The organism is Bradyrhizobium japonicum USDA 6 (assembly GCF_000284375.1).
Classification (GTDB): domain Bacteria; phylum Pseudomonadota; class Alphaproteobacteria; order Rhizobiales; family Xanthobacteraceae; genus Bradyrhizobium; species Bradyrhizobium japonicum.
Genome location: NC_017249.1, coordinates 3,850,451 through 3,869,947, shown reverse-complemented (window position 1 = coordinate 3,869,947; position 19,497 = coordinate 3,850,451). Strand labels below are relative to the sequence as shown.

General features: G+C 64.6%; 18 protein-coding genes. 6 read left to right on the top strand and 12 right to left on the bottom strand.

Annotated elements, in window-relative coordinates:
* The first annotated feature begins 206 nt into the window (after positions 1–206).
* Genes BJ6T_RS18040 through BJ6T_RS18030 form a run of 3 tightly spaced genes read left to right on the top strand, consistent with a single transcriptional unit; the run spans position 207 to position 2,437 of the window.
* Complete coding sequence (locus tag BJ6T_RS18040) at positions 207–917, top strand: SDR family NAD(P)-dependent oxidoreductase (protein WP_014493892.1); 711 nt, start codon at positions 207–209, stop codon at positions 915–917.
* Between the two features lie 15 nt (positions 918–932).
* Positions 933–1,169 carry a tautomerase family protein gene (locus BJ6T_RS18035; RefSeq protein ID WP_014493891.1) on the top strand — a complete coding sequence of 79 codons (237 nt, stop codon included), beginning with the start codon at positions 933–935 and terminating at the stop codon, positions 1,167–1,169.
* 32 nt (positions 1,170–1,201) lie between these two features.
* The gene (locus tag BJ6T_RS18030; RefSeq protein ID WP_014493890.1) at positions 1,202–2,437 is read left to right on the top strand and encodes a YbfB/YjiJ family MFS transporter; all 1,236 of its coding nucleotides are present in this window, start codon (positions 1,202–1,204) and stop codon (positions 2,435–2,437) included.
* A gap of 17 nt (positions 2,438–2,454) precedes the next feature.
* On the opposite strand, the gene BJ6T_RS18025 is transcribed toward BJ6T_RS18030, so the two are convergent.
* The 5 genes from BJ6T_RS18025 to BJ6T_RS18005 form a co-directional block, all read right to left on the bottom strand.
* Entirely contained in the window at positions 2,455–3,921 is a 1,467-nt protein-coding gene (locus BJ6T_RS18025) for a flavin-containing monooxygenase (RefSeq protein WP_014493889.1), read from the bottom strand.
* A gap of 49 nt (positions 3,922–3,970) precedes the next feature.
* Complete coding sequence (locus BJ6T_RS18020) at positions 3,971–4,390, bottom strand: nuclear transport factor 2 family protein (RefSeq protein ID WP_014493888.1); 420 nt, start codon at positions 4,388–4,390, stop codon at positions 3,971–3,973.
* Between the two features lie 162 nt (positions 4,391–4,552).
* Positions 4,553–5,974: an adenosylhomocysteinase gene (gene ahcY, locus BJ6T_RS18015; RefSeq protein WP_014493887.1), complete on the bottom strand. Its 1,422-nt coding sequence runs from the start codon at positions 5,972–5,974 to the stop codon at positions 4,553–4,555.
* A 127-nt stretch (positions 5,975–6,101) separates the two neighbouring features.
* Positions 6,102–7,298, bottom strand: a complete 1,197-nt coding sequence (gene metK, locus BJ6T_RS18010) for a methionine adenosyltransferase (protein ID WP_014493886.1) — start codon at positions 7,296–7,298, stop codon at positions 6,102–6,104.
* Positions 7,299–7,360: 62 nt separating this feature from the next.
* Positions 7,361–8,716: a hypothetical protein gene (locus BJ6T_RS18005; protein ID WP_014493885.1), complete on the bottom strand. Its 1,356-nt coding sequence runs from the start codon at positions 8,714–8,716 to the stop codon at positions 7,361–7,363.
* Positions 8,717–8,882: 166 nt separating this feature from the next.
* Here BJ6T_RS18005 and BJ6T_RS18000 point away from each other — a divergent pair, with 166 nt between their 5' ends.
* A complete protein-coding gene (locus BJ6T_RS18000) occupies positions 8,883–10,589 on the top strand; it encodes a caspase family protein (protein WP_014493884.1) in 1,707 nt (568 codons plus the stop codon).
* A 191-nt stretch (positions 10,590–10,780) separates the two neighbouring features.
* On the opposite strand, the gene BJ6T_RS17995 is transcribed toward BJ6T_RS18000, so the two are convergent.
* The 6 genes from BJ6T_RS17995 to BJ6T_RS17970 form a co-directional block, all read right to left on the bottom strand.
* Positions 10,781–11,899, bottom strand: coding sequence for a cobalamin-independent methionine synthase II family protein (locus tag BJ6T_RS17995; protein ID WP_014493883.1), 1,119 nt, complete (start codon positions 11,897–11,899; stop codon positions 10,781–10,783).
* Positions 11,900–11,978: 79 nt separating this feature from the next.
* Positions 11,979–12,695 carry an ABC transporter ATP-binding protein gene (locus tag BJ6T_RS17990; protein ID WP_014493882.1) on the bottom strand — a complete coding sequence of 239 codons (717 nt, stop codon included), beginning with the start codon at positions 12,693–12,695 and terminating at the stop codon, positions 11,979–11,981.
* Positions 12,688–13,443, bottom strand: a complete 756-nt coding sequence (locus BJ6T_RS17985; protein WP_014493881.1) for an ABC transporter ATP-binding protein — start codon at positions 13,441–13,443, stop codon at positions 12,688–12,690. Before BJ6T_RS17985 ends, BJ6T_RS17990 begins: the two co-directional genes overlap by 8 nt.
* Entirely contained in the window at positions 13,440–14,468 is a 1,029-nt protein-coding gene (locus BJ6T_RS17980) for a branched-chain amino acid ABC transporter permease (protein WP_014493880.1), read from the bottom strand. Before BJ6T_RS17980 ends, BJ6T_RS17985 begins: the two co-directional genes overlap by 4 nt.
* Positions 14,469–14,475: 7 nt before the next feature.
* The gene (locus BJ6T_RS17975) at positions 14,476–15,345 is read right to left on the bottom strand and encodes a branched-chain amino acid ABC transporter permease (RefSeq protein WP_014493879.1); all 870 of its coding nucleotides are present in this window, start codon (positions 15,343–15,345) and stop codon (positions 14,476–14,478) included.
* A gap of 134 nt (positions 15,346–15,479) precedes the next feature.
* Positions 15,480–16,670 carry an ABC transporter substrate-binding protein gene (locus BJ6T_RS17970; RefSeq protein WP_014493878.1) on the bottom strand — a complete coding sequence of 397 codons (1,191 nt, stop codon included), beginning with the start codon at positions 16,668–16,670 and terminating at the stop codon, positions 15,480–15,482.
* A 520-nt stretch (positions 16,671–17,190) separates the two neighbouring features.
* On the opposite strand from BJ6T_RS17970, the gene BJ6T_RS17965 reads away from it, so the two are divergent.
* Entirely contained in the window at positions 17,191–17,475 is a 285-nt protein-coding gene (locus tag BJ6T_RS17965; RefSeq protein WP_014493877.1) for a hypothetical protein, read from the top strand.
* 125 nt (positions 17,476–17,600) lie between these two features.
* Here the strand turns inward: BJ6T_RS17965 and purU are convergent, their stop codons facing one another.
* On the bottom strand, positions 17,601–18,464 hold the full coding sequence (gene purU / locus BJ6T_RS17960) for a formyltetrahydrofolate deformylase (RefSeq protein WP_014493876.1): 864 nt from the start codon (positions 18,462–18,464) through the stop codon (positions 17,601–17,603).
* Positions 18,465–18,652: 188 nt separating this feature from the next.
* On the opposite strand from purU, the gene BJ6T_RS17955 reads away from it, so the two are divergent.
* Positions 18,653–19,492 (top strand): uroporphyrinogen-III synthase, encoded by an 840-nt coding sequence (locus BJ6T_RS17955; protein ID WP_014493875.1) that lies wholly within the window; start codon positions 18,653–18,655, stop codon positions 19,490–19,492.
* The last annotated feature ends 5 nt before the right edge of the window (positions 19,493–19,497 follow it).

The window sequence follows — 19,497 nt, the reverse complement described above, 5'->3', positions numbered from 1 at the left end:
CGTCGCCCCATCAAATTCCAGTGACAAGCTAGGCGTTCGCCCCCGCCGCGACAACCGCCGCCAAAGGCCGGTCCGGCATTCGTTCGCGCCACGTAACAGTGTCTGCCGGACAACGTGTATTCGCGGCCCGGCCGCCGCGGCGTACCTCAGCACGCAGGCCAGCCGCTGCTGGCGCAGGTTCTGAAGGCCAACAACAGGAGTCCGTCATGGGTATCGAGCAGAAGGTCGCCATCATCACCGGTGCATCGCAGGGCATTGGCGCCGCCCTGGTCCAGGGTTTTCGCGATCGCAACTATCGCGTCGTCGCAACGGCGCGTTCCATCAAGCCGTCGGGCGACGATGACATCCTCGCCGTTCCCGGCGACATCGCCGACCGGGCCACCGCCGAACGTGTGGTCTCGCAGGCCGTCGCGCGCTTTGGCCGCGTCGACACGCTGGTCAACAATGCCGGCATCTTCGTCGCAAAGCCGTTCACTCAGTACACGGCGGAAGACTACGCGGCGGTGATGGGCACCAACGTCGCGGGCTTCTTTCACATCACGCAGCTCGCCATTGCGGAGATGGAGAAGCAGGGTTCGGGTCACGTCGTCCAGATCACGACCACCCTGGCCGATCAGGCCAATTCGAATGTGCCGTCGGTGCTGGCATCGCTGAGCAAGGGCGGGCTGAACGCTGCCACCAAGTCGCTCGCGATCGAATACGCCAGGCGCGGCATCCGCGTGAACGCAGTGGCGCCCGGCGTCATCAAGTCGCCAATGCATCCCGTTGCGACGCATGCCCAGCTCGACGCGCTGCATCCGGTCGGCCACATGGGCGAGATGTCCGACATCGTCGGTGCCGTGCTCTATCTCGAGCAGGCGAGCTTCGTCACAGGCGAAATCCTGCACGTCGACGGCGGCCAGAGCGCCGGCCACTGAGCGCGGAGAAACGCCATGCCGATCGTCACCATTCAAGTGACCCGCGAAGGAACGACGCCGGAAGCGGCGTCGCTCACGGCGGAGGAAAAGGCCGCGCTGATCAAGGGATCGAGCCAGTTGCTGCTCGATGTGCTCGGCAAGCCGCTCGAGTCCACCTTCGTGGTGATCGAGGAAGTCGACACCGACAATTGGGGCTGGGGCGGCCTGCCCGTGCAGGACTTCCGGCGCCGCGGCGCCGCAAAGACAGGATGATCCGCGCGCCATTGTGCGCGCACGAGGATGACATGACCGAACTCAATGCAAACACCAGGCATCACGCCCGGCCGCATCAGCGGCCGGGATCGCAATCGACTTCGCGGCAGGCTTGGCGGTACGCCGTGGCGGGATTGTCCGCATCACTGGTCGGGCTTGGCCTCGCCCGCTTTTCCTACACGCCGCTGATCCCGGCGCTGATCGCCGCAAAATGGTTCAGCGCATCCGACGTCGTTTATCTCGGCGCCGCCAATCTCGCCGGTTACCTCGCCGGCGCGCTCGCCGCACGCGCCTTAGCCACCCGTATCGGCGCAGTCCGCGCGTTGCGGGTGATGATGCTGCTTGCCACCCTCTCCTTCTTCGCGAGTTCCACCCCGGTGTCATTCGCCTGGTTTTTCGCCTGCCGCTTTCTGTCGGGCCTCACCGGCGGAATCATCATGGTGCTGGCGGCCTCCGTCATTCTGCCGCACGTATCGGCCGCGAGGCGCGGCATCGTCGGCGGCGTGATCTTTGCCGGCGTCGGTCTTGGCGTCGCCGCATCGGGCACGCTGGTGCCGTTGCTCCTTCAACAGGGCTTGCAGCAGAGCTGGTACGGCCTCGGCGTGCTCTCTGCCGTGCTCACGCTCGCGAGCTGGTGGAATTGGCCCGCGGAGGCCAAGAGCGATGCCGCGCCTTCGCATCACGCGAAGTCCCATCAGGCCTCGCCCGCCGTCCGCGCGCTTCTGGTCCAGTATGGCCTCAACGCGGTGGCCCTGGTGCCGCACATGGTCTTCATCGTCGACTTCGTGGCGCGTGGCCTCGGCCAGGGCATTGCCGCGGGCTCGCGCTACTGGGTGCTGTACGGCCTCGGCGCCATCGTCGGCCCGCTCGTGACCGGCCATCTCGGTGACCGCTCGGGATTTGGACCGGCCTTGCGCGCCGCATTCCTGATCGAGGCGGCCGCCGTGCTGCTGCCGACCGTCAGCACCGCACCTCTCTCGCTGATCGTGTCGAGCGTGGTGGTCGGCGGCTTCACACCCGGTATCGTGCCGCTGGTGCTCGGGCGCATCCACGAACTCGTGCCGCACTCGACCGAGCAGCAGCGCGCGACATGGAGCCACGCCACAACCAGCTTTGCGCTGTTCCAGGCGGCGGCGGCCTACGGCTTCTCCTGGATCTACGCGCAGACCGGCGGCGACTATCTCGTCCTGTTCGGACTTGGTGGCGCCGCCGTGGTGCTCGCGCTTGCGATCGATCTTGGGCTCGCGCTCACCACGCGCAAGGCATAAAGCGGGCGGCGGCGTGATCAGGAATACTGCATCACGCCGTCGTCGATCCTGCCGAAGCGCAAGGAGACGATGTCGAGTGCATAGTTCTGGTACAGCCGCCACGGCTGCTTCGAGCCCTGCTTCGGCATCTTCGCGACCGAGCGCTGCACATAGCCCGAGGTGAAATCGAGCGACGGCTGCGCGGTGATCGTGGGGTCGTCATTGTGCGGCATGCACTGACGGAAATTGTGCCGGTCCATGTAGTTGATGAGCCGGCAGACATATTCGCAGGTGAGATCGCATTTCAGCGTCCAGGACGCGTTGGTGTAGCCGAAGGCCGAGGCCATGTTCGGCACGTCGGCATACATCATGCCCTTGTAGGTCAGCGTGTTGGCGAAATCGACGGCGCGGCCGTCGACGCTGACCTCGAGACCGCCGACGACCTGGAGCACCAGCCCGGTCGCCGTCACGATGATATCGGCGGCAAGCTCACGGCCGTCCTTGAGGCGGATACCGTCGCGCGTAAAAGTGTCGATCTCGCTGGTGACGACGGCGGCGCGCTGCTCGCGGATCGCCTTGAAGAGGTCGCCGTCCGGAACGAGGCAGAGCCGCTGGTCCCAGGGATTGTAGCGCGGCGTGAAATGGGTCGCGACGTCGTAGTCGGGGCCGAGCGCCATCTGCACGCCCTTGAGCACCAGCTCCTTGACCTTGGCAGGCCGGCGCCGGCTGAGCTGGAAGAAGAACATCCCCCACATCACGTTGCGCCAGCGGATGACATGATAGGCAAGCCGCGTCGGCAGATTGCGACGCAATTTGTTGGCGACGGGGTCCTGCGCAGGGCGCGACACCACGTAGGTCGGCGAGCGCTGGAGCATGGTGACCTGCTCCGCCTTCTTGGCGAGCTCAGGCACCAGCGTCACCGCGGTTGCGCCCGAGCCGATCACGACGACGCGTTTTCCCGCGTAGTCGATGTCCTCGGCCCATTTCTGCGGATGCACGATGCGGCCGGCGAAATCCGTCACGCCCGCAAACTCCGGCGTATAGCCCGCTTCGTATTTGTAATAGCCCGAGCACATGAACAGGAAATTGCAGGTGAAGCGCACGAGTTCGGTTGCACCCTCCCCCGTGATGCGCTCTGCCTCGACGGTCCAGCGCGCATCCGGCGTGGACCAGGACGCGCGCTTGACGCGATGGTGGAAGCGGATGTGCTTCTCGATGCCGTTCTCGGCTGCTGTCTCGCGCACATAGTTCAGGATCTGCGCCCCGTCGGCGATCGCCTTCGGATCGGTCCACGGCTTGAAGGAATAGCCGAGCGTGAACATGTCGCTGTCGGAGCGGACACCGGGATAGCGAAACAGGTCCCAGGTCCCGCCGATGCAGTCGCGGCCCTCGAGAATGACGTAGCTCTTGCCCGGGCACTTGCTCTGAAGATGATAGCCCGCGCCGACGCCGGACAGGCCGGCACCGACGATCAGCACGTCGAAATGTTCTGCGGCTGCGGTCATGGCGTTCTCCCCGGCACAGGATGGGCGACGCCGTGCCGAATTGCAACCGTCAGGCGGTGGCAGCGTCGTAGACAAGGGCTGTGTCGAAATACTCGTAGAATTCGATCGCCTTGCCGTCCTTGAAGCGCCAGAAATCGACCTTCGGGGTCTCAGCGACCTTCCCGGTCCTCTTATTGGTCCAGGCAGTTGAGCCGCGCGCGAAAACAGCGTCGCCCTGCGCGACGTATTCATTGATGGTGTAGTGCAGCATGCTCCAGTCAGCCAGCAGACCCTCGAAATAGCCACGCAGCTGAGCGCGGTCGTCATAGCACTTGGCAAAGGGCACCGCCGGAGCTCCCTGCGGAAGCGAGTCGAATTTGATCTGCGGGCCGATGACGCTGTCGAACCAAAAGTCGACGCTGCCGCCCTTGCTGTCGTTCCACCGACGATAGGCTTCCTTGAGCAACTGAACGTTGGCTTCGCTGGACATCGCATTCCCTCCATATGCATCTGACAATGAACGTGGGAAACGCGGCCACCCGCTTCAGAAGTGGCGGGCTTGTTCTGGCTCTACCTCTGAGCGTAGCACAATGAGGCTACAAAAAAGGCCCCGGATCGCTCCGGGGCCTTCGTGTCGCAGCTGGATACGATCTCAGTACCGGTAGTGATCCGACTTGTACGGGCCTTCCTGCTTCACGCCGATGTAGTCGGCCTGGTCCTTGCGCAGCTCAGTGAGCTTGACGCCGATCTTGGCGAGGTGGAGACGCGCGACCTTCTCGTCGAGCGACTTCGGCAGCACGTAGACTTCCTTCTTGTACTTGCCGTCCTTGTTGTTGGCGAACAGCTCGATCTGCGCCAACGTCTGGTTGGTGAAGGAGGCCGACATCACGAAGGACGGATGGCCCATCGCGTTGCCGAGGTTCACGAGGCGGCCTTCCGACAGCATGATGATGCGGTGTTTGTCGGGGAATTCGATCTCGTCGACCTGCGGCTTGATGTTGGTCCACTTCAGGTTACGCAGACCCGCGATCTGGATCTCGTTGTCGAAGTGACCGATGTTGCAGACGATGGCGCGATCCTTCATCGCACGCATGTGCTCGATGGTGATGATGTCCTTGTTGCCGGTCGCGGTGACGAAGATGTCGGCGCGGGGCGCAGCGTCTTCCATGGTCACGACCTCGTAGCCTTCCATCGCAGCCTGCAGCGCGCAGATCGGATCGACTTCCGACACCATCACGCGGCAGCCGGCCTGGCGCAGCGACGCGGCCGAGCCCTTGCCGACGTCGCCGAAGCCCGCGACCATCGCGACCTTGCCCGACATCATCACGTCGGTGCCGCGGCGGATACCGTCGACCAGCGATTCACGGCAGCCATAGAGGTTGTCGAACTTCGACTTGGTGACGCTGTCGTTGACGTTGATCGCCGGCCACAGCAGCGTGCCGGCCTTCTGCATGTCATAGAGACGATGCACGCCCGTGGTGGTCTCTTCGGAAACGCCCTTGATGCTCTTGGCGATCTCGGCGAAGTAGCCCTTCGGCTTCTCCTTGAGCTGCTTCTTCAGGAGCGCGAAGAAGACTTCCTCTTCCTCGGAGCCGGGCTTGTCGAGGAAGGCGGTGTCGCCGTTCTCGGCGCGCAGACCGAGATGGACGTACATGGTGGCGTCGCCGCCGTCATCGAGGATCATGTTCGGGTGACCGCCGCCGTGCCAGTCGAACAGCTTGGCGGTGTAGTCCCAGTAGTCTTTCAGCGTCTCGCCCTTGACTGCGAACACCGGAATGCCGGCGGCCGCGATCGCCGCCGCGGCGTGGTCCTGCGTCGAATAGATGTTGCAGGAGACCCAGCGAATGTCGGCGCCGAGGGCCGCCAGCGTCTCGATCAGCACGCCGGTCTGGATCGTCATGTGCAGCGAGCCGGCGATGCGCGCGCCCTTCAGCGGCTGCTTCGGGCCGAACTCCTCGCGGGTGGCCATCAGGCCGGGCATCTCGGTCTCGGCCAGCGAGAGTTCCTTGCGGCCGAAATCGGCGAGCGAAATGTCCTTGACGATGTAGTCGGTGAAGCCGGGCTTCGCATTCATAGCGGAGGTCCTGTTGTTGAACTGGTCGTTCCGGGTCGCCCTGGAGGGACGAACCCGGAATCTCGACATGATGGACAAGGATTCCGGGTTCACCGCTGTCGCGGCGCCCCCGGAATGACGTTGGTACTTAGACTGCGCGCTTGAGCGCTTCGACCAGGTCGGTCTTCTCCCAGGAGAAGCCGCCCTCGTTGTCGGGCGTGCGGCCGAAATGGCCGTAGGCCGAGGTGCGCGCGTAGATCGGGCGGTTGAGGTCGAGATGGCTGCGGATGCCGCGCGGGGTGAGATCCATCGCCTTGGCGGCGGCCTTCTCGAGCTGGTCCTCCGACACCTTACCGGTGCCGTGGGTGTCGATGTAGATCGACAGCGGACGCGCGACGCCGATGGCGTAGGCGAGCTGGAGGGTGCAGCGATCGGCGAGACCGGCGGCGACGATGTTCTTGGCGACGTAGCGCGCCGCGTAAGCCGCCGAACGGTCGACCTTGGTCGGATCCTTGCCGGAGAACGCACCGCCGCCGTGCGGGGCCGCGCCACCATAGGTGTCGACGATGATCTTGCGGCCGGTCAGGCCGGAATCGCCGTCCGGACCGCCGATGTAGAACTTGCCGGTCGGATTGATGTGCCAGATGGTCTTCGGCGTGATCCAGTCCTTCGGCAGCGCCTCGCGGACATAGGGCTCGACGATGTCGCGGATCTGCTTCGACGAGATGTCCTCGACCAGATGCTGGTGCGACACCACGATCTCCCGCACGCCGACCGGCTTGCCGTTCTCGTACTGCACGGTGACCTGGCTCTTGGAGTCCGGACCCAGCACCTTCTCGCGGCCGGAGTGACGCGCTTCCGAGATGAGGCGCAGGATCTTGTGGGCATAGAAGATCGGCGCGGGCATCAGATCAGGCGTCTCGTTGGTGGCGTAACCGAACATGATGCCCTGGTCGCCCGCGCCCTCTTCCTTGACCTCGCCCGGCTGCAGCGCATCGACGCCCTGCGCGATGTCGGCCGACTGCGGATGCAGCAGGATCTCGATGTCGGCCTTCTCCCAGTGGAAGCCGTCCTGCTCGTAGCCGATGTCCTTGATCGCGGCGCGCACGACGCTCTCGATCTGCTCGTTGGTGACCGACTTCGGACCGCGGGTCTCGCCGGCGATCACCACCTTGTTGGTGGTCGCGAGCGTCTCGCAGGCCGCGCGGATCTGCCACGGATCGATGCCGGCTTTCGGCCCCTCGCGGTAGAACAGATCGACGATTTCATCGGAAATCCGGTCACAGACCTTGTCGGGATGGCCCTCGGACACGGACTCGCTGGTGAAGAGATAGGACGCGCGCATCAGTAACCCCTTGTTCCGCCGTTAACCTGGCGGGCGTTTGCGATGTTTAACCTTGGATTATGTCAATCACGCCGTCGCGAGATGACGTAGGACTCGTCGAGAAACCAGAGCCCGTTGTACTTCCGCAGCACGTCCCGGGCGGCATCCAGAGTGCGGCCGTTTTGAGTCATTTCTGTCAATCGGTCGTCCTCGATCTGCGCCACATACACCGCCGCATTCCACGCTGCAAAGGCCGTCGAGGTTCCGATGGTACCCGTCACCTCGTTGGGCAGCGCTTCCATATCATACCTGAAGATCGAACGGTTGTCCGCATAAGCATTAAAATTTAGGTCGCGGCCCAACGACCCGAGCTCATACTTTACCGCGCGCAATAGCTCATGACGGCTGACCGAGAAAGGATTTTCTCCAGGCCAGATCGCCTGGATCATTTCCATGCCGGGATCGTGACCATGGGAGTGAATACCGATCAGCCGCCCGCCCGGCCGGAGCGCCCGCGCCAGCGGTGCAATGATCCGCTTTGCCCGGAAATTGACCGAGGACAGAGCGCGGTAGGGCTGGGACGCAATGACCAGGTCGAAATTGGCCTCGGTCTGGCCCGGCCGCGGAATGGTCGAATCCAGCAGGAACCTCTGGTCCTCGCGGTAGAGCACCAGGACGACGGGCCGCTCGTAGAGCGGCATGGCCGTGCGCGGGCTGATCGCGGCGCGCCAGTTCTGCTCCAGGAACGGCCTCAACTCGGCGATCTGCTGCTCGAACTCGCCCGATGAGGCGCCCCGTAGCGGAACCTCGTGCCAGACGGTGGCCGCGGCCGCCGCAGGCGATGCCGGCGTGAGCCAGGGCGCCTCGGAGTAGAACATGTTGGTGAACACGAACACCGACGCGGGATGCTCGAAAATGCGGTCCGGGACCCGCTCCAGCGTCAGCCGCAGGTCCTCGAGGCTTAGCTCCTTCCCGGCGACGTAGAACGGCATGTGCGGATAGCGCTGGTGCGTCGCGCGCAGCACCCGGGCCAGCACCGTGCCGTCGCCGACGCCCGCGTCGAAGATACGCAGCGCCGGCGGCCGCGGATGGATGCTGGCGAGCTCCAGCGCCACGCGCTCGGCGACCACCCGCTTCTCGCTGCAGGTATGGACGAACAACAGGTATTTCTGCCGGTTCTCGAAGAAGCGGAAATTGCCGCGCGGATCGCGTTTTTCCGGCGGCACCTGGAGCCCCCGCGGCGGCGGCAGGCCACCCGTCGTCGACGCGGCGATATAGGCCTGGATCCGCTCCAGCGTGTCGATCGTGATGCGCTTTCCCTCGCGCAGGCGATGGACCAGCTTCCCATCGTTCACCGCGCGCCGGCCAAACGTCGATTCCGCCATGTCCGCCGTGCGGCAGAACTCGGTGATTTGGCTGAGGATTTCGTCGTTCTTCATGAGTGGGAAAGCGGTGGGCAGAAATGTTGGGAACCAGCGTCGTAGCAAAATCTGCCCACTGAGGGAATACCCTCCCCCGCTTTACCCCATGTCCAATGACGAGCGCGTGAACCCCGGCGCACCGCCGGGCAACAAACAAGCGCTTCTCCTTCAAGGGACCACCGCCATGCGCCGCCTGCTCGTCGCGCTCTGCCTGCTCACAGCAACCCTGTGGGCCGCGCCCGCCTTCGCGCAGGCGCGCAGCCAGCTCGGGCCGCTCTGCACCACCGACACCACGCCGCCGGACCAGATGATCGACGCCTGCAACAAGATCGTCGCGCTGAGGGTGTTTCGCGGCGAGCAGCTCGCGACGATCTATTTCTGGCGTGCGGTGGGCTGGAACAAGAAGGGCGACTATTCGAAGGCGATCGCCGACACCACCGAGGCGATCCGGCTCCAGCCGAGCCAGGCGGCCTACAATCTCAGGGGATCGGCCTATTACGACAAGGGCGACTACGACATCGCGATCGCCGATTTCGACGATGCGCTGAAGCTCGGCCCGGCTGATGGCACCATCTTCCACAATCGCGGCAACGCCTGGCGCGGCAAGGGTGACTACGCCAAGGCGATTGCCGACTACGATGCCACGATCAAGCTGCAGCCCAAATCGACGTTCTCGTTCCAGAACCGCGGCCTCGCGAAGGAGGCGCTCGGCGATCTCGACGGCGCGCTTGCCGACATCAACCAGGCGATCCGGCTCGACCCGACGCTGCCGCAGCCGCTGATCAACCGCACCGCGATCTGGCGCGTGCGCGGCGATCTCGATCGCGCCATTGCCGATGGCAGCGAGGCGATCAGGCTTGCGAAAGAGAAGCCGCCCGTCAACATCATGACGCCGCCGAACAGCGTGCTGATATCAGGCTATATCCACCGCGCGCTGGCCTATGAGGCGAAGGGCGACTACGCCCATGCGCGCGACGACTACAAGGCGACGCTGGCGATCGTGGCGTCCGATGCCGGCAGCAAGGCCAACCAGGCCACCGCCAAGGTGCGGCTGTCGCTGGTGACGGATGCGCTCACCCCCATCCCGCGCGATGCGCCGTCACCGGTGACGCAGCCGGCTCCGCAGCAAACGGGCGCGGCGCCTGCGCCCTCGCCTGCCCCGGCGACGCCTGGCAAGCGCCTCGCACTGGTGATCGGCAATGGCGCCTACGCGCATGTCAAGGCGCTGCCCAATCCGGCCAACGATGCGCGCGCCGTCGCCAGGAGCCTGCGCGACATCGGCTTCACGGTGTCGGAGGGCATCGATCTCGACCGCGCAGCGATGCAGAAAGTGACGCGCGACTTCCTGCGCGAGGCGGCGCGGGCACAGGTCGCGTTAGTGTACTATGCCGGTCACGGCGTGCAGGTCGACGGCCGCAACTATCTCATTCCCGTCGACGTCGAGCTCAAGCCGGGCGCGGGCATGACGGAGGCGATGATCGACATGGACACGATCATGGCCGGCCTCGACGACCAGGTCCGCACCAACATTTTGATCTTCGATGCCTGTCGCAACAATCCGATGGCGCAGCAGGTCGCGGCCGCCGGCACCAACCGAGGCATCGAGGGCGCTTCGGGCCTCGCAGCGCCAACGAGCCTGGGCGCCGGTGCAACGCTAGGCGCGGGCACGCTGATCGCGTTCGCCACCGCGCCGGGCCAGGTCGCGCTCGATGGCGAAGGCGCCAACTCGCCGTTCTCCGCCGCCCTCTCCCGCCATCTCGGCACGCCGGGGCTGGAGGTGCAACAAATGCTGACGCGGGTGCGGGCTGAAGTGGTCTCGAGCACGAAGAACAAGCAGGTGCCGTGGTCGAACTCGTCGCTGCTGGGCGAGGTCTATCTGGCGGAGAAGTGAGGGCGGGTGAGCGCACTGGTTTTCAAGGCTGCGACGCTGCCCGCCACTCACTCGGTGTCATCGCCCGACTTGATCGGGCGATCCAGTAATCCGAGACGCCAGTAATTCACCGAGATTCCCTGCCTTCGCGGGGGATGACAGCGAATATGTGGAGAGGGCTCCCGTCACTCACGCGAGGAGCTAAGCGGGGCTTACTGGCCCCACACTTCCTTCGCGATCTCCACCGCAAGGCCGAGCTTGGCCCACTGCTCTTCCTCGGAGAGGATGTTGCCTTCCTCGGTTGAGGCAAAGCCGCACTGCGGCGACAGCGCGAGTTGCTCCAGCGGCGCGAATTTGGCGGCCTCTTCGAGGCGACGCTTGATGTCGTCCTTTTTCTCGAGCTCGCCAAACTTCGAGGTGATGACGCCGACGACGACGACCTTGTTGCCCTTGGGCAGGAAGCGCAGCGGCTCGAAGCCGCCGGCGCGGTCAGAGTCGTATTCGAGGAAGTAGCCATCGTAATTGGTGCCGGCCAGCATGGTCTCGGCCACGGGCTCGTAGCCGCCCGAAGAAATCCAGGTCGAGCGGAAATTGCCGCGGCAGACATGCGTCGTCACCACCATGTCGGCCGGCTTCTCGGCCAGCGCGTAATTGATGACGCGCGCATAGATCTGCTGGAGACCCTCGGGATTGTCGCCGCGCTCGCGCGCCTTCTTCGATTCGTCCTGCGAGCAGAGATAGGCCCACACGGTGTCGTCGAACTGAAGATAGCGGCAGCCGGCATCGTAAAACGCCTTCACGGCCTTGCGGTAGGTCTTGCCGAGGTCTTCGTAGAACGCGTCGAGATCAGGATAGACGTCCTTGGAGATCGCCTTGCGGCCGCCGCGGAAGTGCAGCACGGCCGGCGAGGGAATCGTCATCTTGGCGGTGACATGGGCCTGGTCGGCGGACTTCTTCAGGAAGCGGAAGTGATCCAGCATCGGATGGTCGTCGGGGAAGTCGAGCTTGCCGATCACGCGGACCGCGTCATGCCGCGTCTCGACGCCCGCGAACTGGATGCCCGTATCCGGGTGAAACATTTCGCAGCCGGTGAGCTTGGCCAGGAAATCGAAGTGCCACCAGGAGCGGCGGAATTCGCCGTCGGTCGCGAGCTTCAGGCCGATCGAGGCCTGCTTGTGCACGACCTTCTCGATCTCCATGTCCTCGATCTTGCGCAGATCGTCAGCCGAGATCTCGCCCTTCTCGAGCCTGGCGCGGGCTTCCTTGATCTTCGCGGGACGCAAGAGGCTGCCGACCTCGTCGGCGCGGAAGGGGGCTTTGGTTCGCTGCATTTTCTACTCCCGGGTATTTTCTATAGCGTTTTCAAGCGAAGTGGGTACCGGTTCGCGTTAAGAAAACGCGTCAGAGCACTTAGTGGGCCGCCGCCCCTGCGACGCCGAGGTGGCGCTCGAGAACCGACGGGTCGGCCTTCAGCGCGGCGCTCGGGGCGTCGTGGACGATCGTTCCGCGCTCCAATATCACAACACGGTCGGCGAGCCCCAGAATCTTTTGCGCGTTCTGCTCGACGATGATCGAGCAGATGCCGCCCGCCCGGGTGATGGTGCCGATCGCCTTCAGAAGCTCCTCGACGATGATGGGGGCGAGGCCCTCGGTCGGCTCGTCCAGCAGCAGAACTTTGGGGTTGAGGGTCAGCGCCCGGCCGATCGCCAGCATCTGCTGCTCGCCACCAGAGAGCTGGTTGCCGAAATTGGTCCGCCGCTCCTTCAGCCGCGGGAACATCTCGTAGACCCTCTCGACCGTCCAGGGGCCGGGCTGCGCCACCGCGGTCATGTTTTCTTCCACCGTCAGCGAGCGGAAGATGTTGCGCTCCTGCGGCACCCAGCCAATGCCGGCCCGCGCCCGCTGATCGGGCCGCAAGCTCGTGACATCGGTGCCGGCGAGCGCGACCGAGCCGGAGAAACGGCGGGTCACGCCGACGATGGAGTTGATCAGCGTGGTCTTGCCGGTGCCGTTGCGGCCCAGCAACGCAAGCACCTGTCCCTCGGCGAGGCGCAGGGACATGTTGGGCAGCACCACCGCCTCGCCATAGCCGGCGCGCAGGGCGTCGATCGCGAGCAGGTCAGACATTGACCGCCTCCTCGCCGAGATAGACGGCCTTGACCTGCGGGTCGCGCGCGACCACGTCGGGCGGACCTTCGGTGAGCAGCGCGCCCGAGACCAATACCGAGATGCGGTCGGCGAAGGAGAAGACGAGGTCCATGTCGTGCTCGATCAGGAGCACGGTCACGTCGCGCGGCAGGCTGCCTACGACCGCAAGAATGTCGTGGCGTTCGCTCTCCGGCACGCCGGCGGCAGGCTCGTCGAGCAGCAGCACGCGCGGCTTGGCGGCGATCGCGACCGCGATCTCGAGCAGGCGTTGCTTGCCGTAAGGCAGCGTCACGGTCTCTTCGTTCATCACGTCGAGCAGATGGAAGCGCCTCAGGAGATCGGCGATCTCGCCATTGACGTCGCTCCGCGTGCCCATCCGCCGCCACCAGTCGCCGCCATGGCCGAGGCGCTCGGAAACGGCGAGGCCGATGGTCTCGAGCGGGGTCAGGTCGGGATAGAGCTGGTTGATCTGGAAGGTGCGCGACAGGCCGCGCAGCACGCGCTTGTGCACCGGCAGATCGGTAATGTCCTGGCCTTCGAGCAGGATCCGGCCCGAGTTCGGCTTCAGCACGCCGGTCAGTTGGTTGATCACAGTGGTCTTGCCGGCGCCGTTCGGGCCGATCAGCGCGTGGCGGGCGCCCTGCTCGATCTTGAGCGACAGGTCCCGCGTCACGCGCAGGCCGCCGAACTGCTTTTCGAGGTTCTGGGTTTCGAGCGCGATGGTCATGCGTCGCTCTCCGGCACGGCAACGACGGCCTTGCGTCCGGCAACCTGCTTGATGACCAGGTTCGGCACGTACAGCACCCAGCGATGCAGGCGCTGGCGGCCGACCAGCACGATCACGACCAGCACGAGACCGATCCAGAACTGCCAATATTGCGGGGTGATGGTGGAGAACAATTCCTGGAGCATGCGGAACACCACCGCGCCGACCAGCCCGCCATAGAGATAGCCGGTCCCGCCGATGACGAGCACCAGCATCAAATCGGCAGAGCGCTCGAAGGCGAACACGTCGAGGGAGGCGATCGCCGTGGTCTGGGTGAACAGCGCGCCCGCAATGCCGGCATAGAACGCCGCGAGCGTGTAGATCGCGATCAGGCGGCGGTTGACAGGGATGCCGATGGCGGCTGCGCGCAGCGGATTGTTCTTGATCGCGCGCAGCGACAGCCCGAACGGCGAATGCACGACGCGGCGGGCGAACAGGAACAACAGGAACAGCACCGCCAGCGAGTAGAAGAAGCCGGTCTTGCCGAACATGTCGAACGGAATCTCGCCGAAGATCGGCTGCATCTCGATGCCCTGGAGGCCGTCGGTGCCGCCGGTGATGTTGGAGAAGCGCTCGGCGAGCGCTTCCAGCAGCAGCGCGATGCCGAGCGTGACCATCAGCCGGGTCAGATCGACGCCCCGGATCACCAGGAAGCTAGTGGCGAAACCCAGCACCATCGCGGCAAGGCCGGCTACGATCAGCGCGAGCACGGGCTCGTTGATGATCCCATGCAAGGCGAGGAGCCCCGCGGCGTAGGCGCCGACGCCGAAGAAAGCGGCGTGGCCGAGCGAGACGATGCCGGCATAACCGAGGATGAGATCGAGCGACATCGCGAACAGCGCCAGCCGCAGGATGTCGGTCATGATCAGATAGCGCGTGGGGAATGCGAAGCCGCAGGCCAGCACGACGAGCCAGAAGGCGACTTCGCCGTAGTGCCAGCGCGCCTGGCGCTGGGCGTGATAACCGACGTCGGAGGAAGCGCTCATGGCGGCCTCAACGCGCGGCCGTGCGGCCGAACAGGCCGTTCGGGCGCCAGATCAGGATCACGATCATCATGGTGTAGATCACGAAGGGGCCCATCTTCGGCACGTAATATTTGCCGGCGACGTCGCCGATGCCGAGCAGGAGCGAGGCCAGGAACGGCCCGGTGATCGAGGACGAGCCGCCGACGGTGACCACGATCAGGAAGTAGATCATGAACTTCAGCGGGAAATACGGATCGAGGCCGAGGATCTCGGCGCTTAGCGCGCCGCCGAGACCGGCGAGCCCGCAACCGAAGGCAAAGGTGAAGGCGAACACCTGCGGCACGTTGATGCCAAGGCCGCTCGCGGCACGGGGATCATCGACCGCGGCGCGCAGCCGGCTGCCGAAACGGGTCTTGGCCAGCACCATCTGGAGACCAATGGTGAGCAGGCCGCAGATCACGATGATCATCAACCGGTAGCGGCCGATACCGACGCCGAACACGTCGAACTGGCCCTGGAGCGCAGCCGGCAAATTGATGAAGACGCGCGACGAGCCCTGGATGTAGTCGACGGCCGCGACCGACATGAACGTGAGACCGATCGTGAACAGCACCTGGTCGAGATGGCTGCGCGTATAGAGATGGCGGTAGAGCGTTCGCTCCAGCACGATGCCGATCGCAGCCGACGAGACGAAGGCGAGCGGCAGTGCTGCGAAGAACGGCCAGCCCATCCGGTTGACCAGGACCATGCAGACATAGCCGCCGGCCATGGCGAAGGCGCCGTGGGCGAGATTGACGAAGTTCATCAGGCCGAGCGTGACCGCAAGCCCGCAAGCGAGCACGAACAGCAGCATGCCGTAGGCAACGCCATCGAACAGGTTGGTGAGGATAGAGGTCATCGGAAGCCGGGTGAACCCTGGTAATCACTCGTCATTCCGGGGCAGCGCGCAGCGCTGAACCCGGAATCCATTTCCATCACGTCGAGATCCCCGATGCGCGCTAAGCGCGCTCGGGGATGACGCGCTTTCGCGCGTCACTTCTTGGTCTTGCCGAGATCCTTGACGGCTTCGAAGGTCGCGAACTCGACATTATAGAGCTCGCCGTCGACCTTCTCGACCTTGCGGATGTAGATGTTCTGCACGATGTCGCGGGTCTCGGGGTCGATCGAGATCGGGCCGCGCGGGCTTTCCCACTTCTGGCCCTTCATGGCTTCGACCAGCTTGGTGCCGTCGGTGTCGCCATTGGTCTTCTTCAGCGCCTCGTAGATGAGGTGGATGCCGTCATAGCCGCTCACGGCCATGAAGCCCGGACGGTTGCCGAAGGCCTTCTTGTAGGCCGCGACGAAATCCTTGTTCATCTGCGAGGGATGCGCCGCGGAATACAGATGCGCGGTGACCGTGCCGAGCACGGCATCGCCCATGTTGTTGAGCAGGTCGTCGTCGGTGACGTCGCCCGGTCCGATCACCTTGATGCCGGCCTTGTCGAGGCCGCGCTCGGCATACTGCTTCATGAAATTGCCGCCCTGGCCGGCCGGCACGAACACGAAGATCGCGTCGGGCTTGGCGTCCTTCATGCGCTGGAGGAACGGCGCGAAATCGGGATTGGCGAGCGGCGTCTTCACCTCTTCGACCACCTCACCGCCGCCGGCAGTGAAATTCTGCTTGAAGAAGTTCAGCGCGTCGTTGCCCGGCGCGTAGTCGGAGGTGAGCGTCGCCACCTTCTTGATGCCGTTCTTCACCGCCCAGTCGGCGATGATGGTCGAGGACTGCGCCAGCGTGAAGCTGGTGCGCACGATGTAGGGCGAGCGCTCGGTGATGATGGAGGTGCCGGCCGCCATCACGACTTCCGGGATCTTGGCCTGGGTTGCGAGCGGCGCGGCCGCGAGCGCGGCTGGCGTCACGCCGAAGCCGGCGATGAAATTGACCTTGTCGTTGACGATCAGCTCCTGCGCGGCCGTCTTGGTCTTGTCCGGAATCGCGGCGTCGTCCTTGAGGATGATCTCGATCTTCTTGCCGGCGACGGTGTCGCCCTTCTGCTGCATGTAGAGCTTGATCGCGTTCTCGATCTGCTTGCCGGTCGAGGCCTGGCCGCCGGTCATCGGCAGGATCAGGCCGACCTTGACGGTGTCCTCGGCCTTGGCCGGCACGATGGCCGCAAGGCCCGCGATGGCGGCCGCTGCTGCGGTCCAAGAGACCTTGTAAGAAAACGTCTTCCGTTCGAACATCAGATGTCCCTCCCCTTCATTCCTGACCTCTTGCGCCGGACCGAGTGCCCGGTCCTTGGCTCAACCTTAGCTCACGCACGCGCGATGTCGCGCCACATGGCGTCTTTCGCGCCCTTATTGTCAATCGGACGTTTGGCGACCATTCGGCGCAAGCCGCGCGTCCCGATTGCCGACGACAGGAGCGATGCCTTGGTTACGTCGGGGTAACCCGAGCATCCCCATCCCGGTCGTTCCTATTTGTACGAATGTACAAATAAAATGGACCTGTCAACGAAAAAGCCCCGCCGCCGACCAAGCCAGTTTGTCGCGCGCCCCTTGCCACAGTCTAGAAAGCGGCCGGCCGCGTGGATGGAGGATTTCGTCTTTCTTTTGCAGAATTCGGACACCGGCGAGGCTTCGGCTCACCGCAAATCGGTAGTTAATTACCTACCTCGAATAAGTCTATTTTACCTTGTTGAAGACTACTCTTCCCGCGCCAGCCTAACCCGGCGCCCAACCTGACTGAATTCGCGCGCGCACAATGCTCAAACCCTTCCGCTCCGTCCTCACCCTCGTAGCGCTCGCCGCGGGGCTGTCCGGCTGCGGCACCGTCAACGAAAAGCTGTCCGCCGGCATGGGCGACTACGTCCCGCAATGGGCCGGTGGCCTGCCGGCCGACGCACCGCCGCGGCCCGGCACGCCGCAATACGACGCCTACATGAAAGAGCGCGAACGCAAGCGGCTGCTGCCGGCGGCCGATCGCGAGAAGGAAGAGCAGGCGCAGAAGGGTGCGACGGGGTCCACGTCGGGCGGTGCGGTGCGCTGAGGCACGACAACGATCTCGCTGTCACTCCGGGGCGGCTCGCAGAGGCGACCTATGGTGCGCAATTGCGCACCGGGGAATCTCGAGGTTCCGGATTCGCGCGTCGCGCGCTCCGGAACGACGGGCAATCAATCCATGAACACCACGGTCTTGCGGCCGTTGAGGATGACGCGGTCGTCGAGGTGGTAGCGGATCGCGCGGGCCAGCACGCGCCGCTCGATATCGCGGCCCTTGCGGACGAGATCCTCCGGCGTGTCGCGGTGGCTGATGCGCTCGACGTCCTGATCGACGATCGGGCCTTCGTCGAGGTCGCGCGTGACGTAATGGGCGGTGGCGCCGATCAGCTTGACGCCGCGCTCATGGGCCTGGTGATAGGGCTTTGCGCCCTTGAAGCCCGGCAGGAACGAGTGGTGGATGTTGATGCAGCGGCCGGAAAGCTTGGCAGAAAGATCGTCCGACAGGATCTGCATGTAGCGCGCGAGCACGACGAGATCGGTGCCGGTCTTGGCGACGAGATCGAGGATCTGCGCCTCCTGCTCGCGCTTGGTCTCCTTGGTGACAGGCAGATGGTGGAACGGGATGCCGCCGAAATCGAGCCCGGCATAGACCTCGCGCGGATGGTTGGAGACGATTGCGGTCGGGACCATCGGCAGCTCGCCGGTGCGCCAGCGATAGAGGATGTCGACCAGGCAATGGTCGGACTTCGACACCAGCAGCATCACCTTGCGATGCGCGGCACGGTCGCGCATCTGCCAATCCATGCCGAAACGCTCCGCGATCGCGGCAAAGCCGGTTTGGAGCGCCGACAGCTCCACGGCGAGATCGGCGGCGGTGAACACCACGCGCATGAAGAACTTCTTGGTCTCGACGTCGTCGAACTGCTGGGCATCGAGAATGTTCTGTCCGTTGTGGGCCAGGAAGGTCGACACCGCCGAGACGATGCCGGGACGATCCGGACAGGACAGGGTCAGGACATATTGATGATCGGGCATGGCTCTTGATGAAGGTTTGTGCAACGGGGTGCGGAGCGACCCGCGATTTGCGCCCTGCTCTATCACCGACCCTGCCCTTGCGCCAATCCCAAGACTTGATCCCAAGACTTTGATCCCAAGACTTGCTTCTACATAAAGCGCGGAGTCAGGATGAACGGACCATTGCAGTTTACCGCCGGAGCACACCCATGGCCGACCGCTTGAACGGCTACCGCATCCTGATCCTGGAGACGCGCGAGGAGGCGCAGTTTTCAAAGCTTCTGGCGGAGCAAGGTGCCGAAGTCGTGCAGTGCCCGATGTTCTCCATTCACGACGCGCCCGATCCCGCCCCGGTCGAGGCCTGGATCCGCCGCGCCATCGACCAACCCTTTGACGACCTCGTGCTGATGACGGGCGAAGGCCTGCGGCGGATCATGAAGCTCGCGCGGACCCGTGGTCTCGACCAAGCTCTGGTCGCAGCGCTTGCCAAGTCGCGAAAATTCACCCGCGGCCCGAAGCCCGGCAAGGCGTTGCGCGAGATCTCCCTCGATGCGCAGCAGACCACGGAGAAGCCGACCACCGAGGGCGTGATCGAAATGCTGGGCAGGCTCGATCTGAACGGGCGACGCGTCGGCCTTCAGCTTTATCCGGACAAGGATCACAGCGCACTGACCGGCGCGCTTGCCGCCCAAGGCGCCGATGTCGACACCGTGCTGCCTTATGCCTACGATTCCAAGGCGGCGGATGCCAACATCGTCGCCGCCATCGACGACATGGCCGAGGGGCGGATCGATTCCATCGCGCTGACCAATCTTGGCCAGGTCCGCCGCCTCGTGGAAGCCGCGAAGGCACACGGCAGCGAGGCGAAGTTGCGCGCGGGGTTGGAGCGGACGCTGATCGCGTCAGTGGGCCCTGCGGTGTCGGGAGAGCTCGCCGCGCATGGCCTGCGCACGGACATCGCGCCGGCGGAAGACCACTATTTCATGCGCCCGCTGATCTCGGCGATGGCGGCAGCGCTCGCCGAGAAGCGGCCGAAGGTGGCGGGTTAATCACC